Origin of the sequence: Citrobacter sp. TBCP-5362, assembly GCF_005406305.1 — a bacterium.
Taxonomy (GTDB): Bacteria; Pseudomonadota; Gammaproteobacteria; order Enterobacterales; family Enterobacteriaceae; genus Citrobacter_B; species Citrobacter_B koseri.
In genome coordinates, this window is sequence record NZ_CP040234.1 from 1,639,667 (window position 1) to 1,658,447 (window position 18,781).

12 protein-coding genes are annotated in these 18,781 nt (G+C 57.2%); 4 read left to right on the plus strand and 8 right to left on the minus strand.

The genetic code is table 11. The annotated features are described in order from the left end of the window. Window positions 1–55: 55 nt before the first annotated feature. Genes baeR through FD428_RS07905 form a run of 6 tightly spaced genes read right to left on the minus strand, consistent with a single transcriptional unit; the run spans window position 56 to window position 11,043 of the window. A complete protein-coding gene (baeR, locus tag FD428_RS07880; RefSeq protein WP_012131679.1) occupies window positions 56–778 on the minus strand; it encodes a two-component system response regulator BaeR in 723 nt (240 codons plus the stop codon). Next, a complete protein-coding gene (baeS, locus tag FD428_RS07885; protein WP_114848203.1) occupies window positions 775–2,178 on the minus strand; it encodes a two-component system sensor histidine kinase BaeS in 1,404 nt (467 codons plus the stop codon). The genes baeR and baeS overlap by 4 nt, the downstream gene beginning before the upstream one ends. After that, a complete protein-coding gene (locus tag FD428_RS07890) occupies window positions 2,175–3,590 on the minus strand; it encodes an MFS transporter (RefSeq protein ID WP_114848202.1) in 1,416 nt (471 codons plus the stop codon). Before FD428_RS07890 ends, baeS begins: the two co-directional genes overlap by 4 nt. Then, on the minus strand, window positions 3,587–6,673 hold the full coding sequence (gene mdtC, locus FD428_RS07895; RefSeq protein WP_049008043.1) for a multidrug efflux RND transporter permease subunit MdtC: 3,087 nt from the start codon (window positions 6,671–6,673) through the stop codon (window positions 3,587–3,589). Before mdtC ends, FD428_RS07890 begins: the two co-directional genes overlap by 4 nt. Beyond that, window positions 6,674–9,796: a multidrug efflux RND transporter permease subunit MdtB gene (gene mdtB, locus FD428_RS07900; RefSeq protein WP_114848201.1), complete on the minus strand. Its 3,123-nt coding sequence runs from the start codon at window positions 9,794–9,796 to the stop codon at window positions 6,674–6,676. Further along, window positions 9,796–11,043: an MdtA/MuxA family multidrug efflux RND transporter periplasmic adaptor subunit gene (locus tag FD428_RS07905; protein ID WP_114848200.1), complete on the minus strand. Its 1,248-nt coding sequence runs from the start codon at window positions 11,041–11,043 to the stop codon at window positions 9,796–9,798. The genes mdtB and FD428_RS07905 overlap by 1 nt, the downstream gene beginning before the upstream one ends. A gap of 280 nt (window positions 11,044–11,323) precedes the next feature. On the opposite strand from FD428_RS07905, the gene FD428_RS07910 reads away from it, so the two are divergent. Then, window positions 11,324–11,383 carry a type I toxin-antitoxin system Ibs family toxin gene (locus FD428_RS07910; protein ID WP_114848278.1) on the plus strand — a complete coding sequence of 20 codons (60 nt, stop codon included), beginning with the start codon at window positions 11,324–11,326 and terminating at the stop codon, window positions 11,381–11,383. Between the two features lie 99 nt (window positions 11,384–11,482). Here the strand turns inward: FD428_RS07910 and yegD are convergent, their stop codons facing one another. After that, window positions 11,483–12,835, minus strand: coding sequence for a molecular chaperone (yegD, locus tag FD428_RS07915; RefSeq protein WP_114848277.1), 1,353 nt, complete (start codon window positions 12,833–12,835; stop codon window positions 11,483–11,485). A 135-nt stretch (window positions 12,836–12,970) separates the two neighbouring features. On the opposite strand from yegD, the gene alkA reads away from it, so the two are divergent. After that, complete coding sequence (gene alkA, locus FD428_RS07920; RefSeq protein WP_104868465.1) at window positions 12,971–13,840, plus strand: DNA-3-methyladenine glycosylase 2; 870 nt, start codon at window positions 12,971–12,973, stop codon at window positions 13,838–13,840. Here the strand turns inward: alkA and FD428_RS07925 are convergent. Next, window positions 13,808–17,137: a diguanylate cyclase gene (locus tag FD428_RS07925; protein WP_114848199.1), complete on the minus strand. Its 3,330-nt coding sequence runs from the start codon at window positions 17,135–17,137 to the stop codon at window positions 13,808–13,810. The two genes, alkA and FD428_RS07925, sit on opposite strands and share 33 nt — an antisense overlap. 327 nt (window positions 17,138–17,464) lie before the next feature. Between FD428_RS07925 and udk the strand changes: the two genes are divergently transcribed. Then, on the plus strand, window positions 17,465–18,106 hold the full coding sequence (gene udk / locus FD428_RS07930; RefSeq protein ID WP_024130192.1) for a uridine kinase: 642 nt from the start codon (window positions 17,465–17,467) through the stop codon (window positions 18,104–18,106). A gap of 91 nt (window positions 18,107–18,197) precedes the next feature. Further along, entirely contained in the window at window positions 18,198–18,779 is a 582-nt protein-coding gene (gene dcd, locus FD428_RS07935) for a dCTP deaminase (protein ID WP_012131692.1), read from the plus strand. Window positions 18,780–18,781 lie beyond the last annotated feature (2 nt).

Consider the following 18,781-nt stretch of genomic DNA (forward strand, 5'->3'; position numbering starts at 1 on the left):
GCTCTTATTTGTCGGCCGGATCAGCGGAGCGTCATCCGGCTATTGCAGGCGTGACTTATGCAATCCGGCAGGTATCCGCTTCCCAGCGATACCCGACGCCGTATACCGCACGGATGAACGACTGTTCGGCATCCAGTGATTCCAGCTTGCGGCGCAGGTTTTTGATGTGGCTGTCAATGGTGCGGTCAGTCACCACGCGATAATCATCGTAGAGATGATTAAGCAGCTGCTCGCGGGAGAAGACTTTCCCCGGCTCGTGAGACAGCGTTTTCAACAGGCGAAACTCTGCGGGGGTCAGGTCGAGCATCTTGCCGCGCCAGGATGCCTGAAAACGGCCTTCATCGACAATCAGCGGGCTTTGCGCGTCCAGCTGTTGCAGCTCACGTTGCGGCTTGCAGCGGCGCAAAATCGTTTTCACGCGGGCGACCACCTCACGGGGGCTGTAAGGTTTGCAGATGTAATCATCGGCGCCAATCTCCAGCCCAAGCAGGCGGTCGATCTCTTCAATCTTTGCCGTGACCATCACGATGGGCACGTCAGAAAAACGGCGAATTTCCCGGCACAGCGTCAGACCGTCCGTACCTGGCAGCATTAAGTCCAGCAGGATCAGGTCTGGCGGTGTTTGATGCACATACTGCAATACCTGATCGCCATGACTGATTAGCGTGGGGGCATAGCTTGCGGCGCGCAGATAGTCGATCAGCAGTTGTCCCAGCTTGGGTTCATCTTCCACGATTAAAATACGCGGCGTGTTTTCATCAATGGGTAACTCAGTCATACATCTCTCTGTAAATCGCGTTCCAGCGGTAACTCTACTGTAATGCTAAGCCCGCCAAAAGGCGAATGGGACGCCCGAATACGACCATTATGCGCTTGTACGATATTGTCGCAAATCGCCAGTCCCAGACCGGACCCACCGCTGGCGCGGTTGCGGGAGCCTTCCGTGCGGTAGAAACGTTCAAACAGTTTTTGTAACTGCTCATCGCGAACGCCGGGCGCGGAATCGGCGAACGTTAACAGCAGCATGTTGTCGCGCTGCTCGGCGGAAATGTGCAGGCTGCCGCCGCTGTCGGTGTAGCGCAGACTATTTTCCAGCAGATTATTGAATAACTGCATCAGACGATCCGGATCGCCGAATACCATCACGCTGTCAGGAAGGGAAAAGTGTAACGTCAACCCACGGCTGGCGAAGCGCTCGCGAAACGCGCCGCCCGCCACCTCCAGCAGGGGAATCAGGTCCACCGATGTTTTCTGGTACGCCAGCGCGCCTTCATCTGACATAGAAAGCTGATGCAGATCGTCAACCAGCTTGGTGAGCGTGCCGACTTCAGCCTGGAGCGAGGCCACCGATTCGGGCGTAAACTGGCGGACTCCGTCCTGGATAGCCTCCAGCTCACCGCGCAATACCGCCAGCGGCGTGCGCAGTTCGTGGGAGATATCCGCCATAAAATCGCGGCGCATTTGCTGATTTTTTTCCAGCGTGCTGGCGAGCTGGTTAAAATCCTGCGCCAGTTTACCCAGTTCATCCGCGCTGGCCGGCGTTACGCGCGTCGTGAAGTCGCCTGCGGCCAGTTTGTGCGTGCCTTCCACCAGCCGCTTAACGGGCGCCAGCAACCCGCGCGCCAGCGGAAACGTCGCCAGCGCCGCCAGCAGAGTCGACAACGCCACGATCAGCCAGCTGGTACGGCGCTGTTGCTTATCAAAATTAATATCGGTATTGCGCGTCAGTCGCTCAACGGGAGAGGCAATCACCGCGCCAACCTCCACACCGTTTACGTGAATAGCCCGGCGGGTGCCGTCTCGCGGGACTGGCGCTCGCGGGCCGACCAGCACATTGGCGTGTTGATCGACGACCCAAAATTGGGTTCGCCAGCCATGCGGCGGCATCCCGGGGCCGGGTTTGTTATCGTCGTTGTCATGCTCAAAAGAGCGCAGGATCTGGAAAACGAAGCGATCGTTATTGCGTAAAAAACGCCAGTTGCCGTGCAGCGAGTACTGCTCGCCCAGCGCGTCGCCGAGCATCTGCAACCGCTGTTCGTTGCCATGTTTGATGTAGTCGATAAACCCACGCTCAAAGCTGATGCGTACGGCCCAGTGCATGCTGATCAGCAAGACAATGCAGGTGGCGAAAATCGCCAGAAACAATTTGCCGGTAATACCGGGCCGCCAGAACTTCATTGCGTGCTCCTTTTGCGTCGTGAAATGACGGCGTTTTTATGCGTGTCGTTCGGCACCCGGGCGAAGATGAGTGCGGGCAGCGCGATAATCAGGGCCATGCACAGCCAGGTATACATAAACACCGTGTGGCTCGCGCCGCTGTCGGCCGCGATATGTTGTTGACCAAACATGCCCAGCAGCAGCCCGGCGATGGTCACGCCAATACTCATCGACAACTGCATGATCATGGACAGCAAGCTGTTGCCACTGCTGGCGAGTTCATCGGGCAGATCTTTGAGCGTTAAGGTGTTCATGGATGAAAAACGGGTGGAGTTGACCATGCCTTGCAGGAACAGCACAAAGGGCAGGGCGTAATACCAGCCAAGCATCGCAACGCTCATAAACAGCAGGCTGACCAGCGACAGACCGAGGGTGGTGGCGACCAGTACGCGACGATAGCCAAAACGGTTTACCACCTGTACGACGATACGTTTCATTCCCATGCTGCCGAGTACCATCGGGATCATCATCAACCCGGCATGAAACGGCGAAAACCCCAGACCAATCTGCAAAAAGACCGGCGTCATGAAGGGCAGCATGCCGCTCCCGACGCGCCCGGCGAAGCTACCAGACAGGCCCAGCGAGAAGGTGTGGGTGCGAAACAGCGCCAGACTAAACAGCGCGCGCGGATTGTTTTTGGCGTGTTTCAGGTAGAGCGCAATCGCCAAGATGCCGCACAACACCAGTGCGCCCAGTGAGAGAGGCGAGAGCCCTGTGCCTTTGCTGCCGTCCAGCGCTAGCGTCAGTACCGCCATGCCGACGGCCAGCAGGAGGAACCCTGAAAGATCGAAGCGCCGGGTTTGCATGGTGTAGTTCGGCATCAGCATGAGCGTCGCAATCGCCCCGACAATGCCGACCGGAATGTTAATCAGGAAAATCCAGTGCCAGGAGGCGTACTCGACCAGAATGCCGCCCAGCGCCGGGCCGAGCAGCGGCCCGACCTGACCGGGCAGCGTGACGAAGGTCATCGCCGCCATATATTGCTCGCGCGGAACGATCTTCATGACCGTCAGTCTGCCGACCGGCACCATCATGGCGCCGCCCACGCCCTGTAAAACCCGCGCCAGCACCAGTTCATTCAGCGTGCTGGACCAGGCGCAAAATAGCGATCCCAACGTAAACAGCACAATGGCGGTAAAGAAGATATTACGCACGCCGACTTTATCTGCCAGCCAGCCGCTGGCAGGCAGCATTACCGCCACGGTCAGTACATAGGAAACCACGACCATGTGCATATGCAGCGGGCTTTCCCCCAGACTGAGCGCCATAGAGGGAAGCGCGGTGTTGACGATTGTGGTATCCAGCGATTGCATAAAAAAGCCGAATGCCACAATCCAGAGTTGCCAGCGTGTGCTGTCAGGAAGTTCTGTCATGGCTCTGTTATGGGTTCCGGTTGGCTATTATTACGTGAAAAACGCAGCCGCAGACGGTCGAAAAAGAGATAGACCACCGGGGTGGTATAGAGCGTCAGCAGCTGGCTCATCACCAGTCCGCCCACGATCGTAATCCCTAATGGTTGACGTAACTCTGAACCATCGCCCCCAGAGATAACCAGCGGCAGCGCGCCAAACAGCGCCGCCAGCGTGGTCATCATGATTGGGCGAAAACGCAGCAGGCAGGCCTGGAAAATCGCCTGTTCCGGCGTCAGGTTGCCGTTTCTCTGTGCCTCAAGCGCAAAATCGACCATCATGATGGCGTTTTTCTTCACAATGCCAATTAATAGCATGATCCCGATGAGCGCGATTAGGCTGAACGGGGCATTGAACAGCTCCAGCGCCAGTAGCGCCCCCACGCCTGCGGAGGGGAGGGTAGAGAGGATGGTCAGCGGATGAACATAACTTTCATACAATATCCCCAACACAATATAGACCGTCGCGATCGCCGCCAGGATCAGAATTACCTGCGAATTCATCGTCTCCTGGAAAACCTGTGCCGTTCCGGCGAAACTGCCGCGCACCGTTGACGGTACGCCAAGCTGTGTCATCGCCCGGTTGATGGCTTCCGTCGCTTCGGACAGCGACGTGCCCGTAGGCAGGTTAAACGCGATAGTCGAGGCGGCGGACAACCCCTGGTGATTCACTGACAGCGGCGCATTGGCGGGCTGCCATTTTGCAAAATAAGAGAGCGGAATCGCCTTCCCGTCGCTGTTAATGACGAACATCTTCTCCAGCGCGCTGATGTCCTGGGTATAGCGTGGGTCGACCTCCATCACAACCTTGTACTGGTTCATCGGCTGATAGATGGTGGAAATTTGCCGTTGACCGAAGGCATTATTCAGCAGACTGTTGGCGGCCTGCACGTCGATCCCCAGCCGGGACATGGTTTCGCGGTCGTAAATCAGGTTCATCTCCGCGCCGTTATCTTGCTGATCGGAGTTAACGTCCGCCAGTTGGGGGAGCGCCGCCAGCGCTTTACGGATTTTCGGCTCCCATTCCCGCAGCGCGCTTAAATCATCAGACAGCAGAGCGTACTGGTAGCTGGCGTTAGCCTGCCGCCCGCCGACGCGGATATCCTGCACCGCCATCAGAAACAGGTTTGCGCCCGGCTCTTTTGCCAGCGCGACCCGCAGCCGGTCGATAACCTGCTGCGCCGTTTCATGGCGCTCGCCGCGTGATTTCAGCGTAATAAACATCATCCCGCTGTTGACCCGCGAACCGCCGGTGAACCCGGTCACGTTGTCGACCGCCGGATCGTCGCGAATGATCTTCATAAAGTCCTGAAGTTTGCCGCGCATCGCCTGAAACGAAATACTCTGGTCAGCCTGAATGCCGCCCATCAGTACGCCCGTATCCTGTTCGGGGAAGAAGGTTTTGGGGATGGAAATATAGAGCCAGATATTCAGCGCAATGGTGCCCAACAAGACGACGCCCACCAGCCGCGTATGGTTTAGCACCCATTTCAACGATGTGCCGTACCCCTGTTGCAGGCCAGTCAGCAGACGGCCAAAGCCGCGGCTTCGCGTCTGCTCGCGAGGCTTGCTGGACTTCAGCATCCAGCCGCACATCATGGGGGTTAGCGTGAGCGAGACGAGCAGCGAGATGCCGATCGCCACCGAAAGGGTGACGGCAAACTCGCGTAATAATCTTCCGGGCAATCCCCCCATCAGCAAGAGCGGCAGGAATACCGCCACCAGGGAGAGGCTCATGGAGAGCACCGTAAAGCCAACTTCGCGCGTTCCCTGAAGCGCCGCCTGCAAGGGCTTCATGCCGGCTTCAAGATGGCGGGAGATATTTTCCAGCACCACAATGGCGTCATCGACGACAAACCCGGTGGCGATAGTCAGCGCCATCAGCGACAGGTTGTTCAGGCTAAAACCGCACAGGTACATTGCGGCGAAGGTGCCAATCAGCGACACGGGAACCGCAACGGCAGGAATCAACGTTGCGCGCCCGGAGCGCAGGAATAAAAAGACCACCAGAATGACCAGCGCGACGGAAATAACCAGCGTCTGCTCCACTTCCTCCAGCGAGGCGCGAATCGTCGGGGAACGATCCTGAGCGATTTGCAGGTCAATTGAGGCGGGAATCAGCGTTTGTAATTCCGGGAGCTTCTCGCGAATGCTGTCTACCGTCTGGATGATATTGGCTTCCGGCAGCTTGCGAATCATCAGCAAAATCGCCGGCTTGGCGTTGGTCATCCCGGCGTTACGCACATCCTGTACCGAGTCAGTTACCGTGGCGACATCGCCCAGACGCACGGCGGCGCCGTTGTTGTAGTGGATAATCAACGGCTGGTATTCCGTCGCCGTTTTCAGTTCATCATTTGTCTGAACCTGCCAGCGATGAGTCTTGTCGTCGATCGCGCCCTGTGGCTTACGCACGTTGGCATTGCTGATGGCGCTGCGCACGTCATCCAGCGATACGCCCTGATTAAACAACGCCTGCGGGTTAAGCCCCACGCGCACGGCGGGCAGCGAACTGCCGCCGACATCCACATCGCCGACGCCGTCAATTTGCGCGATTGTCTGCGCCAGCTGCGTTGAGGCGAAGTCATACAGCTCTCCCTGCGACCAGGTGTCCGATGTGAGCGTCAGAATCATAATCGGCGCGTCGGACGGGTTGGCTTTACGGTAGGTCGGGCGGCTGGGCATCCCGCTGGGCAGCAGACTCTGTGCGGCATTAATTGCCGCCTGCACGTCACGCGCCGCGCCGTTGATATCACGGTCAAAGTTAAACTGAAGAATAATTCGCGTGCTGCCCAGCGAGCTGCTGGAGGTCATCTCACTGACTCCCGCGATGCGTCCGAGCGAACGCTCCAGCGGCGTGGCGACCGACGACGCCATGGTTTCCGGCGAAGCGCCCGGAAGCGATGCGCTCACCATAATGACCGGAAAATCCACCTGCGGCAGCGGGGCGACCGGCAATAACCGGAAACCCAGCACGCCGCAGAGCGTAATGGCGATGGAGATTAAAATGGTCGCCACCGGGCGGTAAATGAAAAGGGCGAAAAATTTCATTTACGCCTCCTCTTCCTGGCGGGGGAAGCGGCTTTTCACATACAGCGACAGGCGGTCAAACAGCAGATAGATGACGGGCGTGGTGAACAGGGTTAAGACCTGGCTGACCAGCAGGCCGCCTACCATGCCAATCCCTAACGGGCGGCGTAATTCCGCGCCTGTGCCGGTACTTAACATCAATGGCAGCGCGCCTAACAGTGCCGCCAGCGTGGTCATCAGAATCGGGCGAAAACGCAGCAAACAGGCCTGGAAAATCGCATCACGCGGTGCCATTCCCTGCTCGCGCTCGGCGGCCAGGGCGAAGTCGATCATCATGATGGCGTTCTTCTTCACAATACCGATCAACAAAATGATCCCGATGATGGCAATCACGTCCAGTTCACTACCGGCAATCATGAGCGCCAGCAGCGCCCCGACGCCCGCCGTCGGCAGGGTGGAGAGGATCGTGATTGGGTGGATAAAGCTTTCGTACAGCACGCCAAGCACGATATACATCGCCACCACTGCCGCCACGATCAGCCAGACGGTGCTGCCGAGCGCGGCCTGGAAGGCCAGCGTGCTGCCCTGAAACTGGGTGGTGATATCGACTGGCAGGTTGACCGTTTTCTCCGTGTCCAGAATGGCCTGTACCGCATCGCCGAGCGAATAATTATCCGGCACGTTAAACGAGAAGGTCGTTACCGGGAACTGATCCAGGTGATTAATGGAAAGCGGCGCGAAACGCTGCTCGATTTTGGCGATGGCGCTAAGCGGCACAATCCCGCCGTCGCTGCTGGTCAGACGGATGGTGTCCATTGCCGCCAGCCCCGGCGTGGTGTCGGTGTTATGTTCCAGCACGACGCGATATTGATTCGCCTGGGTGTAGATGGTCGAAATCAGGCGCTGGCCAAAGGCGTTATACAGGGCGTTATCGACATCCGCCATGCTGATGCCAAGACGGCTGGCGCTGTCGCGGTCAACGTTCACATACGCCACCAGACCTTTGTCCTGCCAGTCGCTGCTGACGTCAGAAAGCTGCGGAAGCTGCTGGAGTTTTTCCATCAGCTGCGGCACCCAGGTGCTGAGCGCATCCAGTGAGGTGGCCTGTAGCGTAAACTGGTACTGCGTGCGGCTCACCTGAGTATCAATGGTGAGATCCTGCGTTGGCTGGAGGTAGAGATCGACACCGGGCACTTTCGCCACGGCGTGTTGCAGGCGGGCGATGACTTTCTGCACCCGATCGTCACGTTCATTCAGCGGTTTAAGGTTAATTTGCAGACGCGCGCTGTTCAGCGCCGGGTTGGTGCCATCAACGCCGACAAAGGCGGTCAGGCTTTCTACCGCCGGGTCTTTTAAAATCACATCAGACACCTGGCGCTGGCGCAGGGCCATACTGGCGAACGAGCTGGATTGTGGAGCCTGCAATGTGCCCTGAATAATGCCGTTATCCTGCACCGGGAAGAACCCTTTCGGGATAAAGACCCACAGCATGATGCTGAGAAGCAGGGTGCCGAGCGCCACGCTCAGCGTCAGCCACGGATGGTTGAGCACTTTTGCCAGCCACTGACCGTATTTCTCAATGACGCGATCAAACATTTTTTCCGCCGCGCGGGAGAAGCGGTTTTGCTTGCGCAGCGACGCCTGACTGAGCATCCGGGCGCACATCATGGGCGTCAGGGTCAGCGACACGACGGCGGAGATCAGGATCGCTACCGCCAGCGTGACCGCAAATTCGCGGAACAAACGCCCGACGATATCGCCCATGAATAACAGCGGGATCAGTACCGCAATCAGCGAGAAGGTTAATGAAATAATGGTAAAGCCGATTTCGCCAGCGCCTTTGAGCGCCGCCGCCAGCGGTTTTTCCCCTTTCTCGATGTAACGCGAAATGTTCTCAATCACCACAATCGCGTCGTCCACGACGAAGCCGGTGGCGATGGTCAGCGCCATTAGCGTCAGGTTATTGATCGAGAAATCGAGAAAGACCATTACCGCAAAAGTGCCGATCAGCGATAACGGCACGGCGACGCCCGGAATGATTGTGGCGGGGACATTACGCAGGAACAGGTAGATGATCATCACCACCAGCGCAATCGCCAGCATCAGTTCGAACTGGGTGTCGGTAACGGAAGCGCGAATGTTGGTGGTGCGATCCGACAGCACGGTGACATTGACCGATTTTGGCAGGCTTTCCGTAAGCTGCGGCAGCATCTGACGAATGCTGTCCGCCGTGGAGATAATGTTGGCGCCGGGCTGGCGCTGCACATTCATCACAATGGCCTGTTCTTTATTGGCCCACGCGCCGAGCCAGCTGTTTTCCGCGCCTTGTTCGACCGTTGCCACATCGCCCAGACGTACCGGCGCGCCGTTCTGCCAGGCGATGATTAACTGGCGATACTCATCGACGGACTGCATCTGATCGTTAGCAGAGAGCGTGACCGCGCGAGTTGGGCCATCAAGACTCCCTTTCGCCGAGTTGACGTTAGCGCTGGTGATGGCGGCGCGAACCGTTTCGCTGGTAAGCCCCAGCGCGGCTATCGCCTGCGCATTCAGCTTCACACGCACGGCCGGGCGTTGGCCGCCGGACAGCGTGACCAGCCCTACGCCGGAAACCTGGGAAATTTTCTGCGCCACCCGGGTTTCCACCATATCTTCCACCTGCGTCATGGGCATGGCGGTTGAGGTGACGGCCAGCGTCATGATCGGTGGATCTGCCGGGTTAACTTTGCTGTATACTGGCGGGTTAGGCAGATCGCTCGGCAGCAGGTTTGTGGCCGCGTTAATGGCGGCCTGTACTTCCTGCTCGGCGACATCCAGCGGCAGAGTCAGCTGGAACTGCAACGTTACAACCGATGCGCCGCCGGAACTTTGTGACGACATCTGTTTCAGGCCGGACATTTGCCCGAACTGGCGTTCAAGCGGCGCGGTGACGGCGGAGGTCATCACATCCGGGCTGGCGCCGGGGTAGAGCGTTACCACCTGAATGGTGGGGTAGTCCACCTCCGGCAATGCGGCGACGGGCAGGAAGCGGTAACCGATAATCCCGGCGAGTAAAATCGCCACCATCAGCAGCGTGGTCGCGACAGGGCGCATAATAAACAGGCGCGACGGGCCGCCTGTGCTGCTCGGAGGTAACACCTGCATCAGGAGCGTACTCCTTTCTTACCGTATTCCCGATTTGTGGCTTTATCTTCTTTCGCCGCAGGCGCTTGCGCTTCCACCACTTCGACTTTCGCCCCATCCGTCAGACGATCGATCCCGTCCGTCACGACGCGATCGCCTGCCGACAGCCCGGCGCTGATTACCACGTTCTGACTGTCCTGAATACCCGGTTTAACCAGATGCTTGCTGACTTTGTTCTCATCATTTAGCACCCAGACAAAGTGGCCTTCGTTACCCATTTGCACGGCTGCTGTCGGTATCACCACCGCGTTTTGCTGCGTGTCGACCAGCATGCGGGCGTTAACAAACTGGTTAGGGAACAGCGCGTCATCCTGGTTGTTAAAACGGGCTTTGATTTTGATGGTGCCGGTCGTGGCGTCGATTTGGTTGTCCAGGCTGAGCAGTACGCCGTCGCTTAATTTCTGTGAGTTAGTGCGATCCCAGGCTTCAACGGTCAATGTTTTGCCCGTTTTTTGCGCCTGTACGACGGTGGCGATATCACTTTCCGGCAAGGTAAAAATCAGATCGATTGGGTGCGTCTGGGTGATAACGACAATGCCTGTGGTATCGCCGCTGGAAATTTGATTACCGACATCCACCTGTTTTAACCCCACGCGACCCTCTACCGGTGCGGTGATGCGGCTCCAGTCAAGCTGCAACTGCGCGCTGGCGACGCTGGCTTCATCGGCCTTAATGGTGCCTTCTGTTTCGCTGACCAGCGCCTGTTGCGCGTCCAGCTCCTGGCGGGAGACAAGATTGGTTTTCACCAACTGTTGATAGCGCGCTAAATCGCGACGGGCATTCGCCAGCGTGGCTTTGTCTTTCACGAGCTGCCCCTGCGCTTGCGCTAAGGCGACTTTAAACTGGCTGGGATCGATTTCCGCCAGCAGATCGCCCGCTTTGACCTGTTGTCCTTCCTGGAAGTGCAGCGCCATCAGTTGACCATCCACGCGGCTGCGTACCGTGACGGTATTGGCGGCAGCGATCGTGCCCAGCCCGGTCAGATAGCGTGGTACGGCTTGTTCCGTTGCGGTCGCCGCCTGAACCGGCGCCAGCGGGCCGGAACGCATGCCGCGACGTCCTGCGCCAGCCTGACGTTGCGCATGTTCGTTAGCGCCCGGCGCATTCCCCTGGGTTTCGCTGCGACTATGCCAGAACCCGTACACGGCAATGGCCGCCACAACGACCACGATTGCTATCACCCAGCGGGATTTTTTACTGCCTTTCATCGTTATAAGTTTCTCATCCTGAAACGTTTCGCGGAATGATACTAGTTTAGTCATCCATAACGGGAGAAAAATGGAGGAATTATGAAACACTGTCTGGATTCGTCTGAATGACGTCGGCCTTTGCGAGGCGTTACGCAACAATCACCCATGAAAAACACGGATATTTACTCTTACGTTAGAGTGGCGGCACGGCAAAAAAAGGAGGTAAGCCACAGCTTTCAGCAGGACGCTGGAACGGGAAAGCCCCTCCCGAGGAAGGGGCCAAAATAAGGAAAGGGTTATGATGAAGTGCGTCATCATACTGGTGATACTCTTAGTGATTAGCTTTCAGACTGACTAAGACACCAGGGGGAGGGGAAACCCTCCCTAACCCTCACTCCTGAAAATAAGCCACAGCAAAAATAATGTCAATCTGCAAGCCGCTCAGCTTGCGAGGCGGTTAACGAAATACGACGTCCGCCCATCGCGCAAGACCGGCGGTGACGGAACCGAAGTCATCGCCGCCAGCAATCGGAATGCCCGGCAACTGCTCCGCCAGCGCGTTTTTGATCAGCGGTGAGCGCGCGCTGCCGCCGGTCAGATAGATGACATCCGGTTTTTCCTGCGCATTGTCCAGCGCCAGCTGTACCTGCTCCAGAATACGCGCCAGCGGCTGGCTCAGCGCGGCTTCCAGCCCCTGCTGACTGACAGACGTCGCCAGCTCATCGCTGATAAACGGCAGCGTGGTGAGGATATCGGGCTGCCCGGACAGGGCGATTTTGCTCTCCTCCGCGCTGCGTACCAGACGATAGCTGAGGCGCTGACGCCAGACTTTAAGCAGCAGCGCGACTTTATCCGCATCGCGGGCGTCCCGAACCAGCTCGTTGAGCAGGCGACCGTTAGCGCTGCTGTAGAAATCGCTCTGTGCGGGAACATCATTGATCGCGACAGCGTTCCACCACGGCAGAACCGGCAATGCGATGCCTTTTTCGGTTTCGCCGCCCATGCCCAGCAACGGCATCAGGTGTTTAAACGCCAGCGCGATGTCCAGGTCGTTACCGCCCACGCGACAGCCGCTGTGCCCGAGCAGGCTGGAGGCGCGGTCAGCGCGCTGATGCCACTGCGGCCCCATCAGCAGCAATGAACAGTCGGTCGTCCCGCCGCCAATATCCACCACCAGTACGCGCTTCTCTTCCTGCAACGTGGCTTCATAATCCAGACCCGCCGCAACCGGTTCAAACTGGAAGACGACATCCTGAAAACCGGCGCGTTTTGCCGCGCGCTCCAGAATGCCTTGCGCCTGGCGGTTGGCCTCATCGCCACCCAGCCCCTGAAAGTTAATTGGTCGACCGATCACCGCCTGCGTGATGCTTTCCGGCAACTGCGTTTGCGCCATATGACGGATGTGCAACATCATCGCGCAAACCAGATCCTCAAACAGCGCAACCTGCTGCGGTTTTAGGCCGTTAGCGCCGAGGAAGGATTTTGGCGATTTAACGAAGTAAACCTCTTCCGGGTCGTCAATGTAGTGGCTCAGCGAAGCCAGCCCGAACTGCACGCTGCCTGCGCCGACCTCAATATCTTCTTCACGGTTGTAGCACATTGCGCGCCGCAACAGCGCCTGCGTTTCGTCATCCGTCGCCGGAACCGCGTGATGGCGGTACAGCCACTCGCTGACGGCTTCACGCGTCGGGGCGCAAAGCATTGAGGGCAACAGCGTGCTGTTATTTTCCATTTTTAGCAGCTGCGGTTGCCCGTCGCACATGACGGCAACGGAACAGTTTGCCGTGCCGTAGTCAAAACCAATAAACACCTTAATAATCCCCATGCCAGTGAAGAAGGGGCGTGACTTTAACGAAATGTTGTAATCCCGACAACTGGAATATGAAAGCAAGGCGCGGCGTTTGAATAGCGTTTATGCTGAAGGAGAATAAAAACAGGAGTCGCAATGTATATCCTAAGCTGGCAGCCGCCTTATGACTGGTCCTGGATGTTGGGTTTTCTCGCCGCGCGTGCGGTGAGCGGCGTCGAAACGGTTGAGCCCGCGCGTTACGTTCGCAGTCTGGCGACGGGAGAACATCGGGGACTGATCGCCGTTGTACCGGAGCACCAGACGCATACGCTGCGCGTAACCCTGAGCGCGGGCTTGTTGCCCGTCGCCGAAGAATGTCTGGCAAAAATTGAACGCCTGTTCGATCTGCGCTGTAACCCCGATCAGATTGCCGACGCGCTCGGCAGTCTGGGGGCTGCGCGACCGGGATTGCGCCTGCCCGGCTCGGTGGATGCCTTCGAACAGGGCGTAAGGGCGATACTCGGGCAACTGGTCAGCGTGGCGATGGCGGCAAAGCTGACGGCGAAAGTCGCCCGTCGTTATGGCGATGTGCTTGCCGATGCGCCGGAGTATGTCTGTTTCCCCACGCCGCAAACGCTGGCGGCGGCGGACCCATTCGCGCTTAAAGCACTGGGGATGCCGCTGAAACGCGCGGAAGCGCTGATCCATCTGGCGCGTGCGACGCTGGATGGAACGTTAGAGACGTCCGCGCCGCCGGATATTGCGCTGGGGGTGAAAAACCTGCAAACCTTTCCTGGGATTGGGCGCTGGACGGCCAACTACTTCGCGCTGCGCGGCTGGCAGGCGAAAGATATCTTTTTGCCGGATGATTATCTGATTAAACAGCGGTTTTCGGGAATGACGCCCGCGCAAATCCGCCGTTATGCGGAGCGCTGGAAACCCTGGCGCTCCTACGCGTTGCTGCATATCTGGTATACGGATGGCTGGCAGCCGTCAGTTGATGGCGAAATAACTGGTGTTCAGTAACAGATCCAGCGGCTGGGCATCGGCAATGACGTCGCCGTAAATCAGATCGATGCCAATACCGGAAAGCGCATCCATGATCAGCGGCATTTGTACCGGGCCGGCAATGGTTCTGACGCCCAGCCGCTGCGCATGGCTCTGAATAATCGATACCAGCATTTCATCCATTAAATTGCCGTGAAGGCTGGCGCAGAGTTCGCTATCAAGCAACAGGTAGTCAGCCATGTGGGCGCTTAAGCAATCGAAAAGCGCCAGGTCACGGTTGACCTGGCTGAGAACAATGCGACAGCCCGCCTGACGCAGTATCTGTATCGCGGGTATGGCCTTATCGGACTCTTGCATCAGGACATATGCGGGGATAACCAGATGCAATAAGCGCGGCGGAAGTGGGCTGCGCTCCAGCTGTTCGAGCAGCTCATCAATGAATGTTGCGCGGCTGAGTCCGGCGGCGGAAAGCGGCAGGGCGATGCTCACCCCCTTACTGGCGACGGTGGATGCCGCGTGCTGGAAAAATGTCTGAAACACGCGACGATCGAGAGCGTGGCTGAGTTCGGGATCGGTTAGCCCTGCGCGGAATGCCTGCTCCTCCATGATTTCGCCATCGCTGGTCCACAGCCGCAGCGAGATCAGCCAAAAACCGCACGTTTCAGGGATGCGCGGCGACGCAACCCCGCGGGCGATCATCAATAGAGGGTTATCTTTGATTATGCGCCATTGCTCATCCTGAGGCGTGACTTCCCGCTCGCTGTGCGCCTGTTCCTGCTGCGCTTCGTACACGGTGACACGTCCCCGACCGTTGTTTTTAGAGGCATAGCAGGCGATATCTGCCTGGGACATCACGTCTGCCGCAAGGCGATTGGCGTTATTGATTAGCGTGATCCCGGCGCTGGCGCCAATGGGGTGTTCACGGTCTTCCCACGTAAAGCGGTATTCATTAATCGCGTTGACGATCCGCGTAGAAATAAAGCGCGCGCTGTCGATATTGCAATCCGGCAGCAGGAGGCCAAATTCGTCCCCGCCCAGGCGGGCCAGCATATCGCTGGAACGCAGCATACTGAGCATTAAGGCGGCCAGTTCGCGAAGCAGCGCATCGCCTGCGGCATGCCCGGCGCTGTCGTTAACGGCTTTAAAGCGGTCAAGATCAATAAAGACCAGCGCATGATGCTGGCGCGTATCGCGTACCGTAAGCAGGATTTCTTTCAGATGGCTTTCAAAACTGACCCGGTTAGCCAGGTGGGTGAGGGCGTCATGAGAGGCGCTGTAGCTGAGCTGGCGCAGCATTTTCCGCGATTCCGTGACGTCCTGAATGACCAGTACGGAGCCGATATTCCCGCCGTCCAGCGTACTGAGCGGCGTAATGCTGTAATGAATGTCGTAGCGACCGCCGTTGCGACAGTGAAGCACCACATCCTGCTCAATGGCGGAACGCGACATATCCGCGCTATAGATATTTTCCATCAGCGGGCCGTTATCGCCAAAAGTGATGCGTAATACCGTCAGCAGCGGGACGCCGATCGCATGCTCCTGCTGCCAGCCGCTCATCTTTTCGGCGACAGGGTTCATAAAGGTCACGTTCATATCGACGTCAATACAGACAACCGCTTCCCCGATGGAGTCCAGCGTAATGTGCAGGCGTTCTTTTTCCTGATACAGCGCCTCGTTAAGCTGCTTGACTTCGGTCATGTCCATGTTGATGCCAAGCAGGCGCTCCACGTCGCCGTCTTTATCCAGCACCCGGTTCGCCAGGGCGCGGATATGCCGGATGCCATCTTTTACGCCAATCCTGAATTCGAGCTTAAAGGGGAGACGCGCCGCCAGAGACTCGCGGATGATCTTTTCCGTCGGCGCGCGGTCTTCCGGCAACAGGCAGTCGTGCCAGAGTTGCCAGGTGGGTTTGATATGCGGCGGAACCTCATACAGCTCAAACATGCGCTTATCCCAGCTGATCACGTCAGGCCGCAGTTCCCATTCCCAGATGCCGATACCGCCCGCTTCGTTCGCCAGCGTAATCCGCTCCATCAAGCGCTTGTTTACCCGTTCGGTATGTTTCAGGTCGTTGATATCTTCAATTTGCGCAATGAAATAGAGCGGGGTGTTGTCGCTATGGCGAACCAGTGAAACGGCCAGTAATGCCCAGACCACATCGCCGTCGCGGGTGTAATAGCGTTTCTCCATGGAATAGCTGTTGATATCGCCGCGCACCAGCATATTCAGCTGTTCAAGGTCGTTATGCAGATCCTCAGGCCAGGTAAGCTGTTGAAAGGTGAGGGCGCGCAGTTCATCCTGGCTGTAGCCAAGAAACTGACACAATGCCTTGTTGGCCTGTAGCCATTGGCCTTCGGTGCCCACTAACGCCATGCCGATCGCGGAATATTCCATCGCGTTACGAAAGCGTAATTCGCTTTCCGTGATATTTTTTTGTTCCGCCCGAAACGCATACATCACCATTGTCATGATGTTGACGGGCAGCAGGATCATTAAAAGCGGCAGCCAGGGAACGTTCATCATGGCGTATGTTTTGGGCGTTGACAGCAGCGCCGGGTCGGATGCCAGCATCAGCGACGTCATCATGACGGTGGCGAGGAAGATCAGAAACGCTTCCATACGCGGCAGACGTATCGCGCTCCACATCAGCAGAACGATAATGCAGGTGAAAGGCCACGGGACGTACAGCATAGAGAGCCAGCTTAGCCCCAGCGTTATCGTCAGCGTAAGCAGCGTTTCAAGCAGTAAACGGGGATCGCGATGGCGAAGCAGGTAGCGCGGTTTAAACAGCAAGCCTAATGGCACCAGCGCCAGCGCGCCGATAGACTCGGACAGAATCCAAATCAAAAATGTTTTTACTGGCGTCCCTTCGGGCATCAGCAGCCAGAGCAGCGCGCCTCCCAGTAGCGGTGGAATCACCGCGCTGCCCGTCGCCAGGCGGAGCCAGTCATTCAGATTTTGTAAGGGGTTATACCAGGGCAGTAGCTTACGTAACAGGATTGCGCCGACCACCGCTTCAATAATATTGATCGCCGTCCAGCCAAAATTCAGCGAACCGGCAGGAGAAAAAACGAGTGACGCGCTTATGCTGCCGAGGGAACAGACCAGTGCGATCCCCGGCCACATCCGTCCTGCGTGGCGATAAAAACCGACCATCATGATTGACGTCGGGAACCACAGTGGCGCCAGCGGCGTATCGAAACGCGACAGCTCCAGCGAGAAGAGTGTAAAGATAAAGGTGAGCAGACCTAAACTGACGAGACGCAGTAGAGGGTGAGGCAAGGTAACTAAAACATGTTGGGTTTGTTTACTCATTACCACGTTATCCGAATAGCCCTTGCCGTCGCGGAGGGCCCGGACGCGTCAGTTTTCATTCAGGATCATGCTAGTACAAACAATTTACGATTTATACGTCAGCGGCTCATAATTTGACATCTCCGGGGGATTAATTCCGGCATAAACGAATAAATCCGGCAGCTGCTTTAAAAATAAGCATTTTAATTTGCGACAAGGAGAGATGGACGGCAATTTAGCGTTCTGTTATCTCGACTGGTATCGTGCCGCTGAAATCCCTATAATTGCCGCGTTTGACGCTTCGGCGTCGCCCTCCCTAACATCCAGGTTAATCAGGTCGCTAAATTTATGACTGTTCAGTCTCATCAGTGCGTCATTATCGGTATTGCTGGCGCATCGGCTTCCGGCAAGAGTCTTATTGCCAGTACCCTTTATCGCGAATTGCGTGAACAAGTGGGTGATGAACATATCGGCGTTATTCCCGAAGACAGCTATTACAAAGATCAAAGCCATCTGTCGATGGAAGAGCGTGTAAAAACCAACTACGACCATCCTAATGCGATGGATCACAGTTTGCTGTTCCAGCATCTGCAAGCGCTCAAGCGCGGTTCGGCGATTGAATTGCCCGTATACAGCTATGTTGAACATACCCGCATGCAGGAAACCGTTCGCGTCGAGCCCAAAAAAGTCATTATTCTTGAAGGGATTTTGCTGCTGACGGACGCGCGTTTGCGTGAAGAGATGAACTTCTCCATTTTTGTCGATACCCCGCTGGATATCTGCCTGATGCGCCGTATTAAGCGCGACGTCAACGAGCGTGGGCGTTCAATGGATTCGGTGATGGCGCAGTACCAGAAAACCGTACGCCCGATGTTCCTGCAATTTATTGAACCTTCCAAGCAATACGCCGATATTATCGTACCGCGCGGCGGTAAGAACCGCATCGCGATTGATATTCTGAAAGCGAAAATCAGTCAGTTCTTTGAATAAGCCCAGCGAATTGTGTACCGTTCAGTGATAACCTGGTTCGCCCTTGACGCGTTGAACGTTAAGGGCCTGATGCACGAAAGGAGAAAGTGCCATGCGTTTGTGTGACCGAGATATTGAAGCCTGGCTGGATGAAGGCCGCTTGTCGATCAACCCGCGTCCTCCTGTTGAGCGCATTAATGGCGCGACGGTGGATGTGCGCCTTGGCAATAAATTTCGTACATTTCGTGGCCATACGGCTGCGTTTATTGATTTAAGCGGCCCGAAGGATGAGGTCAGCGCTGCGCTGGATCGCGTGATGAGCGATGAAATCGTGCTGGATGAAGGCGACGCGTTTTATCTTCATCCGGGCGAGCTGGCGCTGGCCGTGACCTTTGAGTCCGTCACGCTGCCGCCGGATCTCGTGGGGTGGCTGGATGGCCGTTCCTCGCTGGCGCGTCTTGGGCTGATGGTGCACGTTACCGCGCACCGTATCGATCCCGGCTGGTCCGGTTGCATCGTTCTGGAGTTCTACAACTCCGGGAAATTACCGCTGGCCCTGCGTCCGGGAATGCTGATTGGCGCCCTGAGCTTTGAGCCGCTCTCCGGCCCTGCCGCACGCCCTTATAACCGTCGCCAGGATGCGAAATACCGCGATCAGCAAGGCGCTGTTGCCAGCCGGATTGACAAAGACTGAGT